Origin of the sequence: Polynucleobacter bastaniensis (assembly GCF_018882205.1) — a bacterium.
GTDB classification, from domain to species: Bacteria; Pseudomonadota; Gammaproteobacteria; order Burkholderiales; family Burkholderiaceae; genus Polynucleobacter; species Polynucleobacter bastaniensis.
The window spans coordinates 15,709-39,457 of sequence record NZ_JACVOU010000001.1; the positions used below are offsets into that span (position 1 = coordinate 15,709).

The 23,749-nt window shown below is 44.6% G+C and carries 22 protein-coding genes and 1 pseudogene; 13 read left to right on the top strand and 10 right to left on the bottom strand.

Annotated features, from left to right (window positions below):
- Window positions 1–57 precede the first annotated feature (57 nt).
- Window positions 58–726, top strand: a complete 669-nt coding sequence (gene maiA, locus ICN22_RS00100) for a maleylacetoacetate isomerase (protein ID WP_216168322.1) — start codon at window positions 58–60, stop codon at window positions 724–726.
- A gap of 145 nt (window positions 727–871) precedes the next feature.
- On the opposite strand, the gene ICN22_RS00105 is transcribed toward maiA, so the two are convergent.
- From ICN22_RS00105 to ICN22_RS00115, 3 genes are read right to left on the bottom strand one after another with little or no spacing between them, the layout of a single operon-like run.
- Window positions 872–1,177, bottom strand: coding sequence for a 2Fe-2S iron-sulfur cluster-binding protein (locus ICN22_RS00105; RefSeq protein WP_369411546.1), 306 nt, complete (start codon window positions 1,175–1,177; stop codon window positions 872–874).
- Between the two features lie 46 nt (window positions 1,178–1,223).
- Entirely contained in the window at window positions 1,224–2,780 is a 1,557-nt protein-coding gene (locus ICN22_RS00110; protein WP_216168323.1) for a Rieske 2Fe-2S domain-containing protein, read from the bottom strand.
- A gap of 46 nt (window positions 2,781–2,826) precedes the next feature.
- Window positions 2,827–3,666: a class II aldolase/adducin family protein gene (locus tag ICN22_RS00115; protein WP_216168324.1), complete on the bottom strand. Its 840-nt coding sequence runs from the start codon at window positions 3,664–3,666 to the stop codon at window positions 2,827–2,829.
- Window positions 3,667–3,813: 147 nt separating this feature from the next.
- Between ICN22_RS00115 and ICN22_RS00120 the strand changes: the two genes are divergently transcribed.
- Both ICN22_RS00120 and ICN22_RS00125 read left to right on the top strand, forming a co-directional pair.
- Complete coding sequence (locus ICN22_RS00120; RefSeq protein ID WP_255533758.1) at window positions 3,814–4,710, top strand: LysR substrate-binding domain-containing protein; 897 nt, start codon at window positions 3,814–3,816, stop codon at window positions 4,708–4,710.
- Window positions 4,707–5,558, top strand: coding sequence for a DMT family transporter (locus tag ICN22_RS00125; protein WP_216168326.1), 852 nt, complete (start codon window positions 4,707–4,709; stop codon window positions 5,556–5,558). Before ICN22_RS00120 ends, ICN22_RS00125 begins: the two co-directional genes overlap by 4 nt.
- Window positions 5,559–5,561: 3 nt before the next feature.
- Here the strand turns inward: ICN22_RS00125 and ICN22_RS00130 are convergent, their stop codons facing one another.
- From ICN22_RS00130 to ICN22_RS00140, 3 genes and pseudogenes are all read right to left on the bottom strand, one after another.
- On the bottom strand, window positions 5,562–6,899 hold the full coding sequence (locus ICN22_RS00130; RefSeq protein WP_216168327.1) for an NAD(P)H-dependent oxidoreductase: 1,338 nt from the start codon (window positions 6,897–6,899) through the stop codon (window positions 5,562–5,564).
- Between the two features lie 66 nt (window positions 6,900–6,965).
- Entirely contained in the window at window positions 6,966–9,605 is a 2,640-nt protein-coding gene (mdeB, locus tag ICN22_RS00135) for an alpha-ketoglutarate dehydrogenase (protein WP_216168328.1), read from the bottom strand.
- Window positions 9,606–9,639: 34 nt separating this feature from the next.
- Window positions 9,640–10,542 (bottom strand): annotated as a pseudogene (locus ICN22_RS00140) (2-oxo acid dehydrogenase subunit E2); the annotation flags it as partial.
- A 207-nt stretch (window positions 10,543–10,749) separates the two neighbouring features.
- On the opposite strand from ICN22_RS00140, the gene ICN22_RS00145 reads away from it, so the two are divergent.
- Window positions 10,750–11,214, top strand: coding sequence for an Lrp/AsnC family transcriptional regulator (locus ICN22_RS00145; protein ID WP_216168329.1), 465 nt, complete (start codon window positions 10,750–10,752; stop codon window positions 11,212–11,214).
- Window positions 11,215–11,263: 49 nt separating this feature from the next.
- The gene (locus ICN22_RS00150; RefSeq protein ID WP_216168330.1) at window positions 11,264–12,025 is read left to right on the top strand and encodes an SDR family oxidoreductase; all 762 of its coding nucleotides are present in this window, start codon (window positions 11,264–11,266) and stop codon (window positions 12,023–12,025) included.
- A 14-nt stretch (window positions 12,026–12,039) separates the two neighbouring features.
- Here ICN22_RS00150 and ICN22_RS00155 read toward each other — a convergent pair whose 3' ends face one another.
- Window positions 12,040–12,564, bottom strand: coding sequence for a gamma carbonic anhydrase family protein (locus ICN22_RS00155; RefSeq protein WP_216168331.1), 525 nt, complete (start codon window positions 12,562–12,564; stop codon window positions 12,040–12,042).
- A gap of 35 nt (window positions 12,565–12,599) precedes the next feature.
- Window positions 12,600–13,817 carry an ammonium transporter gene (locus ICN22_RS00160; protein WP_216863455.1) on the bottom strand — a complete coding sequence of 406 codons (1,218 nt, stop codon included), beginning with the start codon at window positions 13,815–13,817 and terminating at the stop codon, window positions 12,600–12,602.
- A 122-nt stretch (window positions 13,818–13,939) separates the two neighbouring features.
- Here ICN22_RS00160 and ICN22_RS00165 point away from each other — a divergent pair, with 122 nt between their 5' ends.
- On the top strand, window positions 13,940–14,302 hold the full coding sequence (locus ICN22_RS00165) for a Rap1a/Tai family immunity protein (RefSeq protein ID WP_216168332.1): 363 nt from the start codon (window positions 13,940–13,942) through the stop codon (window positions 14,300–14,302).
- Window positions 14,303–14,357: 55 nt separating this feature from the next.
- Entirely contained in the window at window positions 14,358–14,645 is a 288-nt protein-coding gene (locus ICN22_RS00170) for a membrane lipoprotein lipid attachment site-containing protein (RefSeq protein ID WP_216168333.1), read from the top strand.
- 84 nt (window positions 14,646–14,729) lie between these two features.
- Here ICN22_RS00170 and htpG read toward each other — a convergent pair whose 3' ends face one another.
- On the bottom strand, window positions 14,730–16,631 hold the full coding sequence (gene htpG / locus ICN22_RS00175) for a molecular chaperone HtpG (protein ID WP_216168334.1): 1,902 nt from the start codon (window positions 16,629–16,631) through the stop codon (window positions 14,730–14,732).
- Between the two features lie 97 nt (window positions 16,632–16,728).
- Window positions 16,729–17,133, bottom strand: a complete 405-nt coding sequence (locus ICN22_RS00180; protein WP_216168335.1) for a rhodanese-like domain-containing protein — start codon at window positions 17,131–17,133, stop codon at window positions 16,729–16,731.
- An 81-nt stretch (window positions 17,134–17,214) separates the two neighbouring features.
- On the opposite strand from ICN22_RS00180, the gene ICN22_RS00185 reads away from it, so the two are divergent.
- Genes ICN22_RS00185 through glyQ form a run of 6 tightly spaced genes read left to right on the top strand, consistent with a single transcriptional unit; the run spans window position 17,215 to window position 23,747 of the window.
- The gene (locus ICN22_RS00185; protein ID WP_216168336.1) at window positions 17,215–18,477 is read left to right on the top strand and encodes a putative Na+/H+ antiporter; all 1,263 of its coding nucleotides are present in this window, start codon (window positions 17,215–17,217) and stop codon (window positions 18,475–18,477) included.
- 57 nt (window positions 18,478–18,534) lie between these two features.
- On the top strand, window positions 18,535–19,893 hold the full coding sequence (miaB, locus tag ICN22_RS00190) for a tRNA (N6-isopentenyl adenosine(37)-C2)-methylthiotransferase MiaB (RefSeq protein WP_216168337.1): 1,359 nt from the start codon (window positions 18,535–18,537) through the stop codon (window positions 19,891–19,893).
- Window positions 19,865–20,371, top strand: coding sequence for an rRNA maturation RNase YbeY (gene ybeY, locus ICN22_RS00195; RefSeq protein ID WP_369411547.1), 507 nt, complete (start codon window positions 19,865–19,867; stop codon window positions 20,369–20,371). Before miaB ends, ybeY begins: the two co-directional genes overlap by 29 nt.
- A gap of 56 nt (window positions 20,372–20,427) precedes the next feature.
- On the top strand, window positions 20,428–21,267 hold the full coding sequence (locus ICN22_RS00200; protein ID WP_216168338.1) for a CorC family transporter: 840 nt from the start codon (window positions 20,428–20,430) through the stop codon (window positions 21,265–21,267).
- Between the two features lie 56 nt (window positions 21,268–21,323).
- Entirely contained in the window at window positions 21,324–22,808 is a 1,485-nt protein-coding gene (gene lnt / locus ICN22_RS00205) for an apolipoprotein N-acyltransferase (RefSeq protein WP_216168339.1), read from the top strand.
- 54 nt (window positions 22,809–22,862) lie between these two features.
- Window positions 22,863–23,747: a glycine--tRNA ligase subunit alpha gene (gene glyQ, locus ICN22_RS00210; RefSeq protein ID WP_216168340.1), complete on the top strand. Its 885-nt coding sequence runs from the start codon at window positions 22,863–22,865 to the stop codon at window positions 23,745–23,747.
- Window positions 23,748–23,749 lie beyond the last annotated feature (2 nt).

Below are 23,749 nucleotides of genomic sequence, written 5' to 3' on the forward strand. Positions count from 1 at the left end.
CCGATCTCTGAATCAAGCCCTTTATATACTGAGGGCAATACCATCAAGGAATCTTTTATGAAAACTCAGCTTTATAGCTTTTGGCGTAGCTCAGCAGCCTTTCGGGTGCGCATTGCCCTGAACTTAAAAGGCCTGGATTACGAGGTGCTTCCAATTCATATTGTTAAAAGTGGAGGCGCCCAAACTGCTGGTGAATATGCCAACAAAAATCCCAATCGCTTAGTACCCCTCTATACCGATGGCTCTCACACCATTCATCAATCGCTTGCCATCATTGAATATTTAGAGGAGATTCAAACAAATCCTGCGCTACTACCCCAAACTGCAATCGATCGAGCATGGGTGCGCTCAGTAGCCATGGATATCGCCATGGAGATTCACCCACTGAATAATTTAAGGGTGTTGCGCTATCTCATGAAAACTTTAGGCGTAAGCACAGAGGCAAAAGATACCTGGAGTCATCATTGGATGATGCTGGGTTTAGAAAGTCTGGAAAAGCAATTAAGCGTAGATACGAGAGTGAGCCGTTTTGCTTGTGGAGATCAGCCTGGCTTGATTGATATTTGCTTGGTACCGCAAATTTTTAATGCGCTCAGTGCAAAGCTCGATATGACGAGCTACCCAACACTCATGAGGATATTTCATCAATGTATGGCGCTGCCTGCATTTATTAATGCCTCTTGGGAAAAACAAATTGATGCGGAAGGGCCAAATCCTTCTACTTAATCTATATAGTTAGTGCGTTATTCATTATGAATAAGACATCAATAGATTCGTAATGCCTTCTCGCATCTTTTTACTCATTTAGGGCTTGAACGAACATACCGACAAATTAACAGGCAAAGTACCAGCGCCTAGTACCTATATTCTTCTATAAATCAAGGACCAGTGTTCCGCTTTTGATATGAGAGATGCAGGGGGTTAAATACTCTTGATGCTCGAGATCACTCAAAATACAATCTCCATGCTCTACATCACCACTGATATATCTTGTCTTACAGGTACCACATAAACCTGATTGGCAAGAAGTAGCTATCTCAATGCCTGATCTTGCCAGAGCATCGATGATTGACTCGGCTCTCGTGATACTTATTTTTTTGCCAGTACTATGAATCTCGATCACTAGTTGTTGAGAGTCCGTACTGGAAATTGTATTCACTTTTTTGTCTCGCTCCACACAAAGAATGGGCTGTAATCGCAGCCCATTTCTTCTGATCTAAAGATTAATGCTTAAATTGTGCTTTTGCAGTTTGCTCAAGCTCTTCCATTTTTTGCTTTACAAAGTCAGTGCGCTCTTTGCCCTTATGCTGCTCACTCTCCGTGAGAATCGCAATCACACCTTTAGCAACAAATCGTCTTTGCGCTACCTCATCTTCAGTAGTGGCAGCAATTGGTAATTCAAATACATTTCCAGAGCAATAACTATTGGGCGCACCATTCAATTCCTTTAACCACTCAGCAAAGGCTTCTGCACTTGCCGCTGGATTAGAGCCTCGAATAGCATCCCGTAGCATCTTCCTAAATAAATAAGGGCCTGCATCAAATTTAGTGGGATTCTCTAGAGCATGGATTGCTATCGGTCTTTGACTAATGATTGCCTCGTAATCACCTGGCGCATATTGAGCCATCTTGTAATTGGAGCGCGCCCTGTGATCAGCAGGAATGTCCACAATATCGTGAATTGTGTGCTTACCAAAACGCTCAGCTCTTCTCAAGGCAACTTGGCCATCCAAAAAGTCGATTGATTCATATCCGACCAGCTCTTTTTGTCCGATTCCACGAGTATCAATGCCGGGGCCCATCACACGCCAGCCAATCATCTTGCTATTGAAATCATCGACTGGAACCGTCCAGCGAATAATGTGAAACCGGCTAAATAGCTTCTTATTAGAGCCATCCTCAGAAGTGTAGGCATGCAAGCTGAGGTTTGGCAGTACTTGATGTTGAACACGTATAAACAATTTATCGTTATTGACACGACGTGCACCAGAACAAGCCAAGCCTCGCCCACCATGGATTGGCACAAACTGCATATCCGGATGAACTTCCATTGTTGGAGAGCCTACCTCATCAAAAGTTGTGCCTTGAAAGTGACCGCCTACTACGTTTTTGGCAGCATGTAATTCAGCTGTATGAAAGTTATCGGCAGCATTGTCTTGAACTTGTAACCAATTACAGTGTTGGAAATTGCTATATGGCACAAGCTCATCGCCGGAAGCTACCGTGAAATCAGACTCCCACTCTGGAAATGGTGGCTCTTTATCAGGTGCGCCCATATAGGCAAATACCAAGCCATTTCTTTCGAAAGCTTTATAGGCACCCTGTTGAATTGAGCATGCATATTTTTTTGCTTCCGCTTCTTCGCCTTTAGGGAACGGCGCATTCAAACAAGTTCCGTCTACATCAAATACCATGCCGTGATAACAACACTTAATGCCACGATCTTGAATCTGCCCATACTCTAGTGAAGCGCCGCGATGAACGCAGTGCGCATGTAAAACCCCAATGCGGCCACTACCATCACGAAACGCTACCAACTCTTCACACAAGATAGTTAAAAATTTTGGTGTGTCGGTTAATTCAATTGACATACAAACTGGATGCCAAAAGCCGCGCATGTACTCGCCTGTTGGCGTGCCAGGACCAACCTCTGTGAGCTCAGGATCATGTCCTGGAACTTTATTTGTGTAGTAGCCACCGTAAGGAACCAATTTCTTGGGTGTTCCAGACCCTGCAGATGCTCCGACCTTTTTCTCCGCTTGTTCCTGTTTACTTGTCATTAATGGTGCTCCTATTGATTCACTAGCTATGTCTAAAACTATTCAATTACTCAAACATATCAGGCTGGTTTTCTTTTAGATAACCCCAGATTGGCTGGAAGTGTAACCAACCAATATACTCACTGCCCACGTGTTCACGGCTGTAACGCGCAGTTTCTGGTGATAACAACACAGGCTTAACGCCTGTTGCCTCAACTATCATCTGCTGTTTGCAGCAACGCTCTAAGGCTATAAACCAGAAAGCTGCAGCCTCAATACTATGACGACTTACTGTTAATAAGCCATGATTGCGATGAATAATCGCTTTCACTTTTTTTAATGAGCCCGCTACGTTATAGCCTGAATTATCCTCAACGGCGACTTGGCCAGCTTGTTCCGCTAAAACCATATGGTCCTCAAAGAATGCTGCGGCATCTTGAGAGATTGGATCTAGTGGTTTACCTAGCGCTGCAAATGCTGTTCCATAGACTGTATGTGCATGACACATAGCCACGATATCAGGATGCTTTTCATGAACCGCTGCGTGCAATACAAATCCAGCACGATTCAATGCATGTTTACCTTCCAAAATATTGCCTTCATGATCTGCCAGGATTAAGTTAGAAACTTTTACTTGATCAAAATGCACGGCCATTGGGTTGGTCCAGTACAAATTTGGATGCTCTGGATCACGAACCGTTAAATGTCCCGCAAATCCATAATCGAAATTTTCTAGGGCAAATGCTCTGCATGCAGCAACCAATCGCTCCTTGAGATGCTGACGCTCCTCAGCAAAGCTTTTGAATTTTGGCTGGTAAGGAAAAATCTGGGATTTGTCTTCAGGTTGATAAATGGACTCTCTGTCGCCCAAGTTCAATTTACGTTCTTTCTCCATTACCGCAGCCATGTGAATTCCTTTTTAAAATGATGCGAATTTGATGCTTTGACTTTATTCAAAACCTAACTAAGCCGTAATCATCAACTTTCCCAAAGGTTTTGACAAACGATAAGTATTCATGAATAGATGAATAAAAATCATGTATATTCTATTTACATGAGAAAAGTACCAAATTATGTTCTTTTGCGGGCTTTTGAGGCCGCTGCACGCCTTGAAAGCTTCACCTTGGCCGCTAAAGAGCTACACCTCACTCAATCAGCCATTAGCCATCAAATTAGAGAACTCGAAGACTATTTTGGTAAGCCACTATTTCTAAGAAAGAATCGCAAAGTAGAACCAACGGCCGAAGGGCGACGTTTTTTAGAGTCACTTTCCAGAGTGTTTGATGTCATTGAAGCGGCATGTAATGAAGTGACACTCGCTCCAAGCTCACAAGTTCTCGCTTTACACTGCTCACCTAGTTTTGCTGCCAAGTGGCTTAGCCCAAGGTTACCGGAGTTCATTAAAAATAATCCCGACATTACTATCCGGCTTACTTCTGGCGCTGAGCCTATTGATCTTTTGCGCAATCAAGAAATTGATATTGCCATCTCCTATCAAGCAACTCATGAAGGCCCCGGAATTACATCTCTATCTCTGGGCGAAGAAAAAATTATGCCGCTGTGTTCGCCAGACTTAATTGATCCTACACTTTCAGTAGAAGAGTTAATGAGTAAGTTAACCCTCATCGAGTCATCACTGAATCACCATACTTGGGAGCGGTGGTTTGAGATTAATCAACTTAAAAATCCATCAAGCCGAAAGATGTCATTTGATCGTGCAGCCCTCTCAGTCTCAGCCGCCGTCGACGGTATAGGGGCCGTACTTGAGAGCGTTCGGTTTGCCGAAAGAGAGCTCTCACGAGGTGAGTTGGTTGAACTCGGCGAGGGAATCTTTTTACCCACTACCGATAGGACTCATTTTTTATCCTATCGCTCGAATACTAAAAACAGTCAAAAAATGAAGCTCTTTAAAGAATGGATATGCATTAAGGCTGGAGTCTCTGCGGAGTGAAATCCCCAGTCTTCCTTTTTATTCTAAGTGGAATCTGCTTTTCTACAGTAGATGCAATGGCCAAGATTCTGGTCCAAGATACTAATCTCATCGCTGTGGTGTGGTCTCGATTTTTTGGTCAATTATTACTTGCGGCTCCGATAGCCTGGTACTTCCTAGGGAAAAATTTCTGGCGTACTCAAAATTTAGGCCTGCAACTCTTTCGCTCTTGCTTGCTTGTCGCAACTGCAGCCTTATTTTTTGCAGGGCTCAATTGGCTGCCTTTAGCTGAGGCATCATCAATTACATTCACCGCTCCAATTTGGGTGGCAATCCTATCAGGGCCTATATTAGGTGAGCGCGTTGGACTAAAAGATTGGTTGGTTGCTGCAATAGGATTCCTGGGCATCCTCTTCATTGCTAGGCCAGGCTCGGCAATTTTTCATTTAGCTGCGATACTACTTGTTTTCATGGCATTTCTCAATGCCATCTTTCAGCTATCCACTAGAAAACTAGTTGAAGACTCGGAATACACTACTTTCTTTTATAGTGGCATCGTTGGGCTTGTGATCTCTACTGTATTACTACCGATTGCGGCTCCACTTCCCACATTACCTGCATATGAATATGCATTATTTGGTTTGATAGGCTTATTTGGCGGAATTGCCCATCTATTGGTTGTACTAGCGTTCTATCAAATGCGACCCTACAAACTAACCCCTTTAGTTTTTTTACAGCTGATCTGGGCAGTTGGCTATGGCTACCTGATTTTTGGTGAACTACCCGATGGCTTAAGCGTCGTTGGCATGATTCTGATTGCCTCTTCAGGGATCTGGCTGATCTGGAACCATCGCACAATATCTACCTAAGACCTAAGCGAATACTTTTTCCATTTCGCGTCGAAATTGAATGGCTTGCTTAGTAGCGTCGTAATCCACATCACTCCAACATACCGGCTTCCCAGATGGAATCTCTTTGTTTAATACCATATTGTGTGCCAAACCAATTGGTAGGGCGCCAAGCTTGAGTGAATCTGTAGCAGTCATCAGCTTTCCGTAAACTGTGAAGCCGCCCTCTCCATCTAATTTCTCACCAGCCTTCAGTGTGCGCTTAGCAGTAGCAACAACATCGCCCCGCCAGTCCCCAGTTGCTCCTGTCGCTTCCCCCCGTACCGCAATACTGGCGACGGAAATACCGAGCTCTAGTCCAATCAGGTGATAGGGCTTATACATTGCGGCATATTTTCCAGTGCTATCCGTTTTAAGGCCATATTGTGCAAAGCAATCAATCACATATTGACTAGGCGCCTCGAACACTGCAAAAACACCCCAACGCAAATCTCTAAATACTGGGCGACCATCTCTCTCCACTGAAGATACCACTTCGACAGTTCCTTTTTGCTTCAGGATGCCGCCTTCAGATACAGGACGGAAGATATTTGGCAGGTCATCAACCCCACAAGGCGGAAACTCTAAACCGTTACTTGGGGGGATGAGGTTACAGGCATTCGATACTGCAGCCATTTCTAGTGCAGATTTTGTCCCATCCAAAAATGAATTAAACATTTGTGCATTGAAGTCACCACCAGCAACTTGTTCCTCAGAAAATCCATAATGTCCCCAGACAGTATCGGGCGTGGCCTGGTGATAGATAGGTAAATATTTAGTGCCTTTACCTGCACACACCACGTCTAAGCCAATCGTCCTTGCCCAATCTACTAATTCTGCGATGAGTGCCGGCTGATCTCCAGAAGCCATCGAGTAAATCACACCAGCCTCTGCCGCCTTACGTGCCAATAAAGGGCCTGCCAATACATCTGCCTCTACGTTAACCATGATGATGTGCTTGCGATGTTCAAAACAAAGTAGAGCGTGACGAATGCCGGCTGCTGGACTGCCTGTGGAATCGATCACGATATCAATGTGCTCACTAGCTATCATTTTCTCTGCATCGTCAGTCACAAAGGTGGCGCCTGACTTAGCGGCCTCTTGTAATGAGGATGCACTATAACGAGGGGCATCCCAACCTACCCGCGCAAGCGATTCTTTTGCACGAGCAGGAGATAAATCAGCGATCGCAAGCAAATGAATGCCTGGGGTGCGAGGCGCCTGCGAAAGATACATGGATCCGAACTTACCAGCGCCAATAATCCCCACACGCACGGGATTGTTGTTAGCTGCGCGTGCTTTGAGCTTTTGAATAAGGGACATCTGAGCATCTCCAGAAAATTTGGTAATAATAAATAATAAAGTGATCGTAAGGTATCAAGTGAAAGATTATTCTTTCAATGATGCTTGCACTACCTTATAAATACTGCTCGCATTAACGCCGAAATACTCTCGCAATGCTGCCCTCGTATCACTTCTACCGAAACCATCGGTGCCGAGCGTAATATATCCTCTACCTTTAGGAATATATGCGCGTATGCTTTCTGGAAGTGCATGTACGTAGTCAGTAGCAGCCACAATCGGACCCCGACCTTGAGCCAGCAACTCTGAAATATATGCTTGCGTATTATTAATATCCCCTGAGAGTCTTGCCTGCTCCCTTAATTTGCCATCTCGAGACAATTCGCTCCAACTAGTGACGCTAAAGATATCGATATTGATACCAGCATTAGCAAGCTTATCAGCTGCCTTCAGAACCTCAGTCATGATCGCACCAGACCCTAATAGACTTACACAAGACTTACCATCACCGTTGACAGCCTTGATAGTCCTGAATTTATAGCAGCCACGAATCACGCCATCGGCTGCATTCTCAGGTAAATCAGGCTGAGCATAATTTTCATTCATGAGAGTGATGTAATAGAACAAATCTTTTTGGTCAACTAACATGTCGCGCATTCCTTGATTCACTATTACTGATAACTCACCAGCAAAGGCTGGATCATATGCTTTGCAATTAGGAATCGTTGCCGCTACCAGCTGACTACTGCCATCTTGATGTTGCAGGCCCTCACCACCCAATGTGGTTCTGCCAGAGGTTGCGCCCAATAAAAATCCTCTGGCCCGTTGATCTGCTGCCGCCCAAATAGCATCACCAATTCTCTGAAAGCCAAACATGGAGTAATAGATGTAAAAAGGCAGCATTGCAATTCCGTGAACGCTGTAACTTGTTGCTGCAGCAGTCCAGCTGGCAATCGCACCTGCCTCACTAATACCCTCCTCCAAGATTTGTCCATCTAATGCCTCGCGATAGCTTAGTACTGAACCAATATCTTCTGGCTCATAGCGTTGACCAACACTAGAGTAAATACCAACCTGTTTAAATAAATTGGCCATACCAAATGTGCGTGCTTCATCAGCAACAATCGGCACAACCCGAGGCCCCAGCCCTTTGTCTTTCAGCAGGTTTCCAAGCATACGCACAAAGGCCATTGTGGTAGACATCTCTTTATTTTCTGGCTTAATCGCAAATGCTGCATATGAATTGATATCTGGGACATTTAATTTGTCGCATTCTGAATACCGCTTAGGTAGGTGCCCACCAAGCTTATTGCGCTGTTTTTTTAGATATTGCAGCTCTTCACTATTCTCATCAGGCCTAAAGAAAGTCAGGCTTGTTGCCTGCTCATCAGTTAATGGCAAATTAAAACGATTCCGATACTCAATTAATGCTTCATCATCCAGTTTTTTCTGGCTATGCGTCGTCATCTTGCCTTGGCCAGCATTACCCATACCGTAACCTTTTTTAGTATGAGCCAAGATTACGGTTGGCTGACCAGCATGATTGGCTGCAGCTTGATAAGCCGCATGAATTTTGACTAAATCATGCCCACCTCTTTTTAATCGATCAATCTGCTCATCTGTCATGCCTTGAGCAAGACGAGCCAACTCTTCATTTTGGCCAAAGAAATTTTTTCGATTAAAGCTGCCATCTTTTGCAGCAAATGTTTGCATTTGACCGTCAACAGTTTGAGCAAAAGCCTTCACTAGTGCTCCCTCGGTATCCCTAGCAAATAGTCCATCCCAATCACTACCCCAAACTAATTTAATCACGTTCCAACCAGCACCACGAAACAGTTTTTCTAACTCATCAATAATCCTGCCGTTGCCACGTACTGGACCATCTAGGCGTTGCAAGTTGCAATTGACTACCCAAACCAAGTTATCCAGCTTTTCTCTAGAAGCTAATGTCAGTGCACTCATACTTTCTGGCTCATCCATCTCACCATCACCAAATACACCCCATACTTTTCTAGTTGAGCAATCTAATAATTTGCGATCACTGAGGTAGCGCATAAAGCGTGCATGATAAATAGAGCTAATTGGGCCAATCCCCATGGAGCCAGTTGGAAACTGCCAGAAATCAGGCATCAACCAAGGATGTGGGTAACTTGATAAACCTCTTACGCCTGACTCAGGGGCAGTAATTTCCCGCCTGTAATGCGCAAGATCATTTTCGGTAAGTCTTCCTTCTAAATACGCGCGCGCATATACGCCTGGAGCACTATGCGGCTGGAAGAAAACCAAGTCTCCACGATCTTTAGCATCTCCATACTCAGTTCTTGCGCGGAAAAAATGATTAAACCCAACCTCAAATAAATCTGCAGCACTAGCATAGCTAGCAATGTGCCCACCTAGCTCACCATAGGCTTCATTCGCTTTAGCTACCATAGCTAGAGCATTCCACCTCATCAATGAGGCTAGCTTTTCTTCAATTGCTAAATCCCCAGGAAATGGAGGTTGCTCATCTACGGGTATTGAATTGATATAGGGTGTAACTAAATTAGGCACCCAATTAATTTGCTTTTTGTTGGCAAGCTGTATCAAGTTATCCAAAATAAACTTGGCGCGCACACTATCGCCAGAGGCTAGCAAATCCATAAACGCCTCGTTCCACTCTGCAGTTTCTGCAGGATCGGTATCGATATGCTCAAGATTTAAATATTTTTTAATATCGGGGGCGTTCATAAAAAATTCCTCTGTAACTTTTGATCTTGTAAATTCATAACATCGCCCTACGAAAATCGCCCAATAACTGGGTGAGATGTGTAGTGAAGTGTGTTGCTAGGGCGCCATCAATGACTCGATGATCAGCAGTCATAGAAAGGGGGCAAATCAAACGTGGAACAAATTGCACACCATTCCATTTAGGCTTGATGACGGACTTATTCACAGCCAAAATAGCTACTTCAGGCGCATTCACAATCGGCGCGCAATAAGTGCCACCGATGCCACCCAATGAAGAGATCGTAAAGGAGGCGCCCTGCATTTGGTCGGGCTTGAGCCTTCCTTCTTTGGCCAGCATAGCTAGGTTAGCCGTCTCTTTTGCAATCTCATGAATACCCTTTTGATCCGCATTGCGAATCACTGGAACAAGCAAACCGCCTTCGGTATCCACTGCAAATCCAATGTGAAAATATTTTTTCAGGATGAGATCCTCACCATTAAGTGAAGAATTAAATACTGGATATTTCTCAAGGGCAACTACTACAGCCTTGATCAGGAATGCCAATAAAGTGATCTTCATCCCTTCTTGCTGATTCTCTTGATTTAATGTTGCACGAAACTCCTCAAGATCAGTAATATCAGCATCATCGTGATAAGTTACCGCTGGAATCATGACCCAATTACGCGCCAGATTAGCTGCCGATACTTTCTGAATACGACTACGAGCTTGGCGCTCTATCTCTCCGAACTTAGTAAAGTCAACTTTAGGCCAAGGTAAAAAATTAAATCCTGCAATGCCTTGAGCAGTCTGTACAGATGAACTCTCTCTTGCCAACATTGAGCGCTTAATAAATTGCTGAATGTCCTCTTTGGTAATTCGACCTCGTTGCCCACTGCCTCGAACCTGCTGAATATCGACACCAAATTCACGGGCGAATTTTCTTGTTGAAGGGCCAGCCCAAAATTCACAATGAATGATGGCTTGATCCTTTTGGACTCCTGGAGATAGAAACGCAATTTCAATACCCACAACCCCTCCAAAGATTTACAGCTTTATCTAAGGCTTTATTTTGTTGGATTACAGCCAAAATAGGATGCTAATTATTGGTCATATATGATAATTTTTAGCATAATATGCTGAAATAAGTCATTTTTAAGGAATTTTATGAAGCTAGATGTGATAGATATCAGAATTTTGAATGAGCTTCAAAATGATAGTGCCCATAGCAATGTAGAACTCGCTAAGCGGGTTCACCTATCCCCATCCCCTTGCCTCATGCGTGTCAAAGCACTTAAAGATAAAGGCGTGATCAGAAACTATGTTGCATTAGCAGACCCAAAGCTCTTGGGACTTGGATTAAACGTCTTTATTTCTATTAGTCTTAAAGAACAATCTAAACAAGCTTTAGGAGATTTTGAGCAACGAATCTCTGAACACGATGAGGTGATGGAATGCTATCTCATGACTGGAGATAGCGATTATCTGATTCGTGTAGCAGTGGCTGATATGGGTGCGCTGGAAAAATTCATCCTAGAGCAACTAACGCCAATTCCTGGGATTGAAAAAATTCGCTCTAGCTTTGCCTTAAAACAAGTGCGTTATAAAACTGCTTTACCATTACCCAAGTAAATGCAGGGCAATATAAGATTTATCCGAGACATTCATTAGAAAGAAAGCAATGCCACAAATACATAATAAAGTTGCACTTGTCACCGGAGCTGGCGTAGGCATCGGAAGGGCGGCAGCTAAAGCCCTTCTCAAAGGTGACTACAAAGTTGTACTGACTGGACGCAATCTAGAAAAGCTAGAAAAAGCAATTATTGATATTGGTGGAACAAGCGAAAATTGCCTTGCGATCACTTGTGATGTTGGTCAGCCAGATCAAGTAAAGAAATTATTTGCTGCCCTAAAAGAACGTTTTGGGCGCATAGATGTGCTCTTCAATAATGCAGGCATCGGTGCGCCAGCAATTCCAATGGAGGACCTTACTTACGAACAATGGATGAATGTGGTCAATTCCAACCTCTGCGGCGCTTTTTTATGCTCACAGGCGGCGATCCGCATGATGAAAGCTCAATCTCCTCAAGGCGGCCGAATTATCAATAACGGCTCTATTTCCGCCCATGCACCTAGGCCAATGTCGGCTCCATACACAGCAACTAAACATGCGATTAGTGGTCTTACAAAAACAATTGCTCTAGATGGTCGTCCATTTAATATTGCTTGCGGGCAAATCGATATTGGTAACGCTGCAACAGAAATGACTGAACGTATGGCTGCTGGAATTATGCAGGCTGATCAATCAATCAAAGTTGAGCCACGCATGGATGTAGATCATGTTGGAGAGGCTGTCCTGCATATGGCACAACTACCACTAGAGAGTAATATTCTCTCGATGACTATCATGGCGACCAACATGCCTTTTGTAGGTAGAGGTTGATGAGTGGTCGGTAGTTATGCGATTTTCTTCAGCGTCTTAGAGTAACGCTCTGCATTTATGACGTAGCGTCTAGCAATATCTCCAATACTGGCAATTTGCTCTGGAGACAGCGTCTTTACGGCCTTAGCGGGTGAGCCAATAATCATTGAGCCCTCTGGAAACTCTTTACCCTCAGTCACTAGGGCTCCAGCACCAACCAAACAGTTTTTACCAATCTTGGCGCCATTCAAGATGACTGCGCCAATACCAATCAAACTACCATCGCCAATTTGACAGCCATGAAGCATGACTTGATGTCCAACGGTAACGTTCTTTCCAAGAATGAGAGGATAGCCAGGGTCAGTATGCAAAATAGAGGCATCTTGCACATTACTACCCTCGCCAATTTGTATCAGGTCATTATCGCCACGGATCACGACCTTGGGCCACACACTTGCATTTTTGTGAAGCTCAACTCTACCAATCACTTCTGCGCTCTCGGCAACCCAAGCTCCATCGTCTAAGCGGGGAGTATTTCCATCTAGTTCAAATATAGCCATGACTCATTATAGGTAATGGCTATATTTATGACAGCCTACCAGTTGGACTCGCGATCAGGAGAAGAAGAAATCCGGTGAATACTTAAGTCAGCACCTTCGTACTCTTCTTCTTGTGACATCCTGATACCTAAAATAGCTTTTAGCAAACCATAGACCACAAAACCACTGACGAGAGCAATGGCAACCCCCAAGCCAGTTCCAATCAACTGCCCCAAGAAAGTCACTCCGCCAAGACCGCCCAGTGCTTTTGCACCAAAAATGCCCGCAGCCAAGCCTCCCCATAAACCGCATAAACCATGTAGTGGCCAGACGCCCAACACGTCATCAATCTTCCAGCGGTTTTGTACTAAGGTAAACATATAGACAAATAGGGCGCCAGCAATTAAGCCAACTACCAAAGCGCCCATCGGGTGCATTAAATCTGAGCCAGCACAAACTGCTACCAAGCCAGCTAAAGGCCCGTTGTAAGTAAAGCCTGGATCATTGCGGCCAATAACCCATGCAGCTAAAGTGCCGCCAACCATCGCCATAAGGGAATTCATAGCTACTAAACCACTGATTTTATCTATCGTCTGTGCACTCATGACGTTAAATCCAAACCAACCTACTGCCAAAATCCAAGCGCCCAATGCCAAGAATGGAATGCTAGATGGTGGATGCGCCGCAACGTTACCATCCTTGGTATAGCGACCGCGACGAGCACCCAAGAGAATGACAGCTGGCAATGCGATCCAACCACCTACCGCGTGCACCACAACTGATCCCGCAAAGTCATGAAACTCCTCGCCAGTCAGCGTCTTAATCCAAGCTTGAATACCGTAATGCTGATTCCAGGCAATACCTTCAAAGAAGGGGTAAATGAAACCCACCAGAATAAAAGTAGCAATTAGTTGGGGATTGAACTTCGCACGCTCTGCAATACCGCCAGAGATAATGGCTGGAATAGCGGCAGCAAAAGTCAGCAAGAAAAAGAATTTGACTAGTTCATAACCATTTTTCTCAGCCAAGATTTCAGCGCCAGAGAAAAAGTCAACGCCGTAAGCAATGCTGTAACCAATAAAGAAATAGGCAATGGTTGACACTGCAAAGTCCACCAAGATTTTGACCAAAGCATTGACTTGATTCTTTTTGCGTACAGTGCCGAGCTCAAGAAATGCAAATCCTGCATGCATAGCCAAGACCATGATTGCACCGAGCAAAATAAATAAGACATCACTGCCTGATTTCAAAGTTTCCACCAAAATACCCCCCATGTTTTTTGCATCATTATGGGGAATATTAAGACCGAATTTGCTCATTAATGCACTTATTTAGTGCAATTTGCTGCCTTGAATATGGTTTATTAAGAAATTTACATACACCCAAGGGAGAACCCATGAAAAAAGTATTAGTTTTACTAGCCGCCATAGGCACATTTTCTGGATTAGCCCATGCTCAAGAAAAAATTCAGGTTTTGAGCACACAAGAGCTTGTAAACACTTGTAAATTGCCAGCGAGCCCTGAATCCCGCAGCTTTTGCGTAGGCTATATAACCGCTATTTACGACACTTATTTGGCTACACGTCACCCACAGCGCGCAAAGCCTTACATTTGTGTAAAGCAACCAGCACCATCACGTGACGAAGTCATTGGTGAATTTGTGAAGTTTGGACAATCCGATCAACAGACTGCTGATAAACCTGCAGCAGGTGTTTTCTTGGGCTTCTTGGCGTCACGCTTCCCTTGTGCCAAAAAATAATCTAAGCCACCAAGTTATCTAGCCAATTCAATCTATAGACTAAGGAATAGTTGATATGAAAAAAATTATTGTTATTACTGCCGCAACTTTAGTAATCGCAGGCTGCTCCAACATGAGCAATACAGAACAACGCACTTTATCTGGCGCTAGCATTGGTGCAGCCGCTGGTGCAGTTGGCACAGCCATTTTCCACGGCAACCCAATCTGGGGTGCAGTTGGTGGCGCAGCAGTTGGTGCAGCTTCTGGTTACGTATACGATGCCTATAAAAAAGAGCAGGCTTCTGAGTACAACTCTGGATACAACGCTGGGAAAAATAATCAACCTGCTAAAGCTCCGCAGTAATACTAGACTTTTCTAGTAGTAAGGAAATAAAAAAAACCCGACCTGCGTAATGCGAGTCGGGTTTTTCTTTAGAGCTTCAGCCCATTAAGCAAGTAAAAGCTGATTGATACGCTTTACATAAGCCGCCGGATCATTCAATTGACCGCCTTCAGCCAAGAGGGCCTGATCAAACAAGACCTGAGTCCATTCATCAAAGTGCTGGTCATCGGATTTCAGCTTCAGTAGCAAAGGATGCTCCGGGTTGATTTCCAAAATAGGCTTAGTATCCGGCGCCTGCTGACCTGCAGCTTTAAGCATACGTAATAAGTTTCCGGAGAGCTCGTTCTCATCAGAGACTAAGCATGCTGGAGAATCAGTCAAGCGGAAGGTCACGCGCACATCCTTCACCTTGTCTTCTAAGGCCGCTTTCATGCGATCGAGCAAGTCCTTGAAATTCTTTTCAGTCTCTTCATGCTCTTTCTTTTCCTTTTCATCACTGAGGCTGCCGAGATCAAGTCCGCCTTTTGCTACCGAGGTCATCTGCTTAGCATCAAACTCAGTAAAGAAAGAAAGCATCCATTCGTCTACTCGATCGGTGAGTAGTAACACTTCGATACCCTTCTTGCGGAAGATCTCCAAATGCGGACTATTTTTAGCAGCATTAAAAGTATCGCCAGTGACGTAATAGATCTTGTCCTGACCTTCCTTCATGCGTGCAATGTATTCAGCCAAGGAAACAGTTTGATCCGCAGAATCCATGTGTGTACTTGCAAAACGCAAGAGCTTTAGGATGCGTTCTTGATTTGGCTGATCTTCACCAATACCTTCTTTAAGCACTTGTCCAAACTGAGTCCAGAAGGTGCGGTACTTTTCTTTTTTAGCATCGTCATCGCTATTGGCTAGATCCTCCAACATGCTCAGGACGCGCTTAGTGGAACTTTCACGAATAATTTTGACATCACGTGATTCCTGCAGAATTTCACGGGAAACGTTTAAAGGCAGATCTGTTGAATCAACAACACCAGTGACAAAGCGTAAATACATAGGCATTAATTGCTCAGCATCATCCATGATGAATACCCGCTTCACATACAACTTGATACCGCCCCGCTTATTACGATCCCACAAATCAAAAGGTGCACGTGCGGGTACATACAGTAGTTGCGTAAATTCACTACGGCCTTCAACCCTATTCAGGGAATGGCACAGGGGATTTTCGTAGTCGTGAGACAAGTGCTTATAAAACTCGTCATACTGCTCTTGCGTGATCTCCGATTTAGAGCGCGCCCATAAAGCGCTGGACTGGTTAATACTCTCCAGCTCATCTTTAATTACTTGTTCTTTTTTATCTGCATCCCACTCTTCTTTATTCATCTGAATCGGCAAAGAGATGTGATCAGAGTACTTACGAATAATTGACTTGAGCTTATGCGTGGAGAGAAAATCATCCTCGCCTTCACGTAAATGCATCTTGATCGATGTTCCCCGTTGTGGGCGGTCAATGCTTTCTACTGTAAATTCGCCAGAACCATCAGACTCCCAACGGACCCCATCGGTCGCCGGCAGACCAGCGCGACGTGTCTCTACAGTAATACGGTCGGCCACAATAAATGCCGAATAAAAACCTACGCCAAACTGACCAATCAAAGCGGCATCTTTTTGTTGATCGCCAGAAAGCTTAGAGAAAAATTCTTTCGTACCAGAGCGAGCAATAGTGCCCAAGTTAGCAATGGCTTCATCGCGGCTCATGCCAATGCCGTTGTCAGCAATAGTCACGGTCCTGGCAGCCTGATCAAAACTGACGTTGATCTTCAGATCAGGATCATCACCATACCAATCGGGATGCTCGATCCCCTCAAAGCGGAGCTTGTCTGAGGCATCAGACGCATTTGAAATTAACTCACGGAGAAAAATTTCCTTGTTGGAATACAAGGAATGAATCATCAGTTGTAAAAGTTGTTTTACCTCGGCCTGAAAGCCTAAAGTTTCTTTACTAGCTACAGTCATGCGTATTTCCTCTTCCCTCATTAATCAATGAACATCACCTCTAGTAAATGGGGCTTATTTCATACATTTCAAGATCCACACAATGAGAAATTTAACTCTAATGTGGCTTTGAATGTTTCTCCGCTACAGGCAATTCAGCCTTCTTCCAAGCACTAAAACCGCCTTCTAGATGACAAATGCTTGGCACCCCCATTTTTTGAAGGGTTTCAGTTGCTAAAGCAGAGCGCCATGCAGATGCGCAATAAAGCACTATACGCTTGCCTTCACCAAAAATAGGCTTGTAATAAGGACTATCTGGGTCAACCCAAAATTCCAGCATGCCACGAGGCGCATGAATTGCACCTGGAATCATGCCATCACGCTCCAATTCCCTTACATCCCGAATATCTACAAATACTGTGTTTTGATCATCTAGAAATTGTTGCGCTTGCTCTAAGGGCACAGTCTCAATTTGAGCCATCGCATTGGCAATTAATTCTTGATAACCCAATTTCAATTTCATCCAAATCTCCTAAATTGCTAATACTTTTATTTGATCATTCTTAAGGGTCTTATATCAATTCCGCCCTGATAATATGTAGCTATGAACTTTACCCCTACCGAGCTTGGTGCTAGCGTTATTTTTGCCATTGCAGTGCTCCATACCTTTTGCACTTCATATTTTGAAGCGCTTGCTAAAAAATCTCCAAAGCATGCGGGCTTATGGCATCTTCTTGGCGAAGTAGAAATCGTTTTTGGATTTTGGGCGGCTATCCTCATTATTTTTATATGGCTTGCCAATGATCTCGCCACAGCAAAAGAGTACGCCAGCAAACGCAATTTCACCGAACCGCTATTTGTTTTTGCCATTATGGTGGTCGCCGGTAGCAAACCGATTTTGCACTTTGCAACCCAGCTGCTACACAAACTCGGCAAGGTAATTCAACTCGTCTTGCGTAGCAAGCAAGCTCCCACGCTCTATTTCTTGACCCTGAGCATCACGCCCCTACTAGGCTCACTCATTACTGAACCTGCAGCAATGACGCTAGCAGCATTCTTATTACGAGATTTGGTCTATCGCCATAAATGCTCAACTCCACTTCTATTCGGTACTCTGGGTGTGCTATTTGTCAATATTTCGATCGGTGGCACGCTAACAAATTTTGCCGCACCGCCTGTACTGATGGTCGCTTCCACTTGGGGTTGGAGCAGTGCTTTCATGTTTGCCAATTTTGGCCTTGAAGCGATGATCGCCATTTTTATCAACACCACAATCGTAACGCTGCTCTTTCGTAAGCAATTAGTTGAGCCTACGAGTAAAGCTGATCACGTTCGCATTCCGCTCACCATTACAGCCATTCATCTACTCTTTTTACTGGGCATTGTGGGCTTTGCACATGACCCAGTCATATTCATATGGCTGCTACTCTTTTTCATTGGCTACACCACTGCCTATCCAAAACATCAAAACCCACTGATTTTGCGGGAGGCTTTATTAGTTGGATTCTTCTTGGCCGGACTCGTAGTGCTTGGCGGACTGCAAGGTTGGTGGTTACAACCTATTCTGGAAACGATGAGTCCTACCGCAGTGTTTTATGGAAGTCTGGCATTAACAGCGATTACTGATAATGCCGCGCTCACCTATTTAGGCTCATTAGTACAAGGCACTTCCCCAGAATTCAAGCTAGCTCTGGTTGGCGGCGCAGTAGCGGGCGGCGGCCTAACCGTCATTGCCAACGCCCCAAATCCAGCTGGTATTGCTATTTTGCGCAGTTACTTCCCCAATGCGGCCGTTTCTGCAGGCTTACTGTTGGTAGCCGCCATTCCACCAACCATAGTCGCGATTCTGACCCTACGTTTGCTCTAAACCACTTATCCCGTAAAATCTGAGCTTCGCCCCCAGCTATAAACCTGAGAACGGCATATGAAAAAGCTCTATATCAAAACCTTTGGCTGTCAAATGAACGAGTACGACTCGGGCAAGATGGCCGACCTCCTGCATGCCAATGAAGGCATGGTCATGACTGACACCCCTGAAGATGCAGACGTGGTTCTATTGAACACTTGCTCGATTCGTGAAAAAGCCGAAGACAAAGTATTTTCAGATTTAGGTCGTCTGCGTGAGCTCAAGAAAACCAAACCCAATTTATTAATTGGCGTTGGCGGCTGCGTTGCTAGCCAGGAAGGTCAACAAATTATTAGTAGAGCTCCCTATGTGGATGTGGTCTTCGGCCCACAAACGCTACATCGCTTGTCTGATCTCATTACACAACGTCGCGAAACTGGCAGGCCTCAAGTGGATATCTCTTTTCCAGAAATAGAAAAGTTTGATCATCTACCCGCCTCTCGTCAAACTCGCGGCTCGGCTTATGTTTCCATCATGGAAGGCTGCTCAAAGTACTGTAGCTACTGTGTGGTTCCCTACACTCGCGGTGAAGAAGTATCGCGTCCCTTTAATGATGTATTAACTGAAGTGGCTGGCCTTGCAGCTCAAGGAGTCAAAGAAATTGTCTTGCTCGGTCAAAATGTGAATGCTTATCTTGGTAAGATGGGTGGCACGGAAGAGATTGCAGACTTTGCACTACTGATTGAATACATTGCAGAAATACCCGGCGTTGAAAGAATTCGTTTCACTACGAGCCACCCAAAAGAATTTACCCAGCGCTTGATTGATGTCTACGCAAAAGTTCCTAAGCTGGTGAGTCACTTGCATCTACCAGTTCAACATGCATCCGACTCCATTTTATCTGCAATGAAACGTGGCTATACCGCCCTAGAGTACAAAAGTATTATTCGCAAGATGCGCGCTGTGAGGCCCGACCTGACGCTCTCTAGCGACTTCATTGTGGGCTTTCCAGGTGAGACGGATGAAGACTTTGCAAAACTACTCAAAATGGTTGAAGAACTCAATTTTGATAATAGCTTTTGCTTTATCTTCAGCGCACGTCCAGGCACACCCGCAGCCAATTTGAGTGATGACACCCCTTATGAGGTCAAACTTAAGCGACTTCAAACCTTGCTAGCACTAGTTGAATCACAAGCAAATCAGATTAGTAAAAATATGCTGGGTAATACCGAGCGCGTTCTAGTTGAAGGTCTAGCAAAAGATGGTGTGAACCTACAAGGTCGCGCTACCAATAATCGGGTGATTCACTTTACTGCGCCAGATGCAGATATCGAATCACTCATCGGTCAAATGGTAGACATTCGAATCACTGAAGTACTCAATTACACCCTCCGAGGCGATCTCATCAGTGAGCTCACTTCTACGTACGTCCATTAAGATGACAGGCAAGCAATCATCCCCCTCTAAATTAGAGATTGATATTCAGTTTGCCAGTACTGCAATTGAAGAAAAAGTGTTGGCAATTGCTTCTCAAGCAGTAATCAAAAAATGGGTGAAGGCAACGATTCAATTAAATGGGCTAATCACCTTACGCTTTGTTAATAGATCTGAAGGAAAAAAACTCAATTTTGCCTTTCGCAATAAAGACTATGCGACTAATGTCCTCACTTTTCCATACGAGCTCAGCAACCAGACTTTGACTGCCGACATTATTTTTTGCCTCCCTGTGATTCAAAAAGAGGCGTCAGAACAAAGTAAAGCTATGAAAGCCCACTTAGCCCATCTGATTATTCATGGCTGCTTACATGCTCAAGGCCTTGACCATGAGAGCGATAAAGAAGCGAAGAAAATGGAAGGTAAGGAAATTACCCTTCTAAAGTTCTTAGGCTTTGCAAATCCCTACGCACCCATTTAATGCGTCCTTGACACCTCCTTCATTGAATTTACTTATTTCTGCGATATTCTTGCCATATGCCTGACCCCAATAAATCCCTTTTAGAGCGCTTGGCTGAATTTTTAACGCCACAGCCAACCAGCCCAGCCGAACGTCGCCAAGAACTAATCGATACTCTCAGGGAAGCCCAGACAGAGGGTTTAATTGATGCAGATGCCCTCTCTATGATTGAGGGGGTATTTCAGGTAGGTCAATTATGTGCTCGCGATATTTTGATTCCCAGAGCGCAGATTGACTGGATTGACATTAGCCAGCCCTTATCAGAAATTATCAAAAGTGTAATTACTGCCGCTCACTCACGCTTCCCAGTATTTGAAGGCACCCGCGATAATGTCATCGGCACTTTGCTAGCAAAAGATTTATTGCGTCACTCCAGTGAAAAAGATTTTCAGGTACGTGACTGGCTCCGTCCTGCCGTATTTATTCCTGAATCTAAGCGCTTAAGCGTGTTGCTACGGGACTTCAAAGACAACCGCAATCACCTAGCTATTGTCGTAGATGAATACAGTAGTGTTGCAGGTGTCATTACGATTGAAGACGTGCTTGAGCAAATTGTTGGTGATATTGAAGATGAGCACGATATTGATGAAGAGGCAGATAATCTGATTTCTTTAGACAATGGCGATATTCGCGTAAAAGGCATTACTGAGCTCGAGCAATTTAATGAGACCCTGGGTACGCAATTTGAAGTTGACGGCATTGAAACGGTTGCCGGTTTAGTCATTCAACATCTTGGTCGAGTACCGAAGATGGGTGAACTGATCAAAATCGACGGAGTTGAATTTGAAGTTCAGCGTGCTGATCCAAGACAAATTCATATTCTGCTTGCGCGACAACTGCCCAAAAAGCCTGACTAAGGATTGCCTTGATTGATCGCCTACTGCCAAGGCTTAGCGGCAACATCGGCTATCTGATGTTGTTTACTCTTGGTGCAATACTGGCGAGTGTTGCAGAACTACCTTTAGGTGGATGGATTCAGATTCCGATCCTCAGTCTAATTTGGTGGCAAATTACAAAACATCAATCCACTTCTTTTAAGAGTACATTTTTCCTGGGGCTGTCATTTGGCCTTGGCTACTTCGTACTAGGGCTTTGGTGGATCTTCATTAGCCTGCATGACATTGGCGGGATGAATGTCATACTCTCCTGCACTGCAGTTTTCCTATTGGCTGGCTTATTGGCTATCTTTTTCGCTTGCGCCTGCCTCACATTACATTTTTCAAAGGGGCTATTTTTTCCAGGCCTACTTTTAGCGTCAAGCTGGGTAGCAACAGAATATTTTCGCGGCATACTCTTTACTGGCTTTCCTTGGATGGGCCTAGGAGAGGCTCAAGTCTATGGTCCTTTTGCACCAGTTGCCCCATATTTAGGTGGACTGGGATGTACGTTTTTTGCAGTGTTGGCGTCTCGGCAATTACTCTTCTTGAGATCACACTTCAAAGCCAGCTCAATTTCTGTGCTGTCTCTAATCGTACTGAGTCAACTATTAAGCTTTTGGTCTTTTACAAAGCCTACCGGCGATCCTCTCACTGTAGAACTCATTCAGGGAAACATTGCTCAAAGCTTAGTCTTTAAACCAGAGGGTATGCTGCAACAAATTGCGTTTTATAAATCTGCAATGCTCGATTCGCAAGCAGACTTGGTAGTATCTCCAGAAACAGCCTTACCATGGCCTGAGACCAATTTACCCACAGGTACCCTAGAAGATCTACAGGACTTTGCAGTCAACAATAAGCGCTTCCTTTTATTTGGTATTTTGGGGCGGTACTTTAATCCCGCAGATGGAAGAGAATTCTCCAATCGAGCAATCGGCTTTAGTCCAAGTAATCCGCCTTATCGTTACGACAAGTCGCATCTGGTTCCTTTTGGAGAATTTATTCCCCCAGGGTTTCGTTGGTTTGTAAATGCATTTAGCGTGCCATTGAGTGACTTTTCCAGAGGATCTCAAAATCAACCCCTCTTCTTGATTAACAGAGAGGGGCAGTTGCCACTCTATGCAGCCATTACTATTTGCTATGAGGATGTATTTGGTGATGAGCTGGCTACACGTTTACGCAATAGCAAAGAATCAGCCAATCTCTTTATCAATATGACAAACCTCGCCTGGTTCGGGGATTCTCAAGCACCAACACAACAATTACGACTTTCACAATTACGCTCTCTAGAAACAGGTCTTCCTGCATTACGAGCAACCAATACTGGGATCACGGCAGTACTGGGACCAGATGGCAAAATTTTGGCAGAACTCTCCAAATTCACCGAGGGCATCTTAAAGACCAGTATTCAGGCCTACTCAGGCACTACTCCTTATGTACTTTGGGGAAATGCACCTATATTGAGCCTTTCTTGCCTCTTACTCCTCTTGGGCCTGATTCGCCAAAAAAGTATCTATTCGTAATTTCCTAGTTCACCAGCTTAGCCATGTAAAATCAAAGGCTTAGCCAGGTACATCATGCTTACTTTTCAGCAAATCATTCTCAAGCTTCAAGATTACTGGGACCAACAAGGTTGCGCCCTATTGCAACCTATTGACCTTGAGGTCGGTGCCGGTACATCGCATACAGCCACTTTCTTGAGGGCCATTGGCCCCGAGCCATGGAAAGCTGCTTACGTCCAGCCTTCACGCAGACCCAAAGACGGTCGCTACGGAGAAAATCCGAATCGCCTGCAGCACTACTACCAATACCAAGTAGTACTAAAGCCTGCGCCAGAAAATATTCTTGAGCTCTACTTAGGCTCGCTGGCCGCCTTGGGTCTTGATCTTCAAAAGAACGATGTGCGTTTTGTTGAGGATGATTGGGAAAATCCAACTTTAGGTGCTTGGGGCTTAGGCTGGGAGGTCTGGCTCAACGGCATGGAAGTGACGCAGTTCACCTATTTCCAGCAAGTGGGCGGCATTGACTGCAAACCTGTTTTGGGCGAAATCACCTACGGTATTGAGCGCTTGGCAATGTATATCCAAAATTGCTCCAACGTATACGACCTCGTTTGGGCTGACGGTATCTCTTACGGTGATGTGTATCACCAGAATGAAGTAGAACAGTCTTGCTACAACTTTGAGCACTCCAATACCGATCTATTGTTCGCCAACTTTACCAATTACGAAAGTGAAGCGAAGCGCTTGATGGAGGTGCCATTAGCCTTACCCGCTTATGAAATGGTACTCAAAGCTGGACATGCTTTTAACTTACTTGACGCCCGTGGCGCTATCTCGGTTACCGAGCGTGCAGCCTATATCGGACGTATCCGCAATCTCTCGCGCGCAGTAGCGCAGGCTTACTTTGAGTCTCGTGAGAAGTTGGGTTTCCCGATGTGCCAACGTCAATCCAAAGCCTAAGT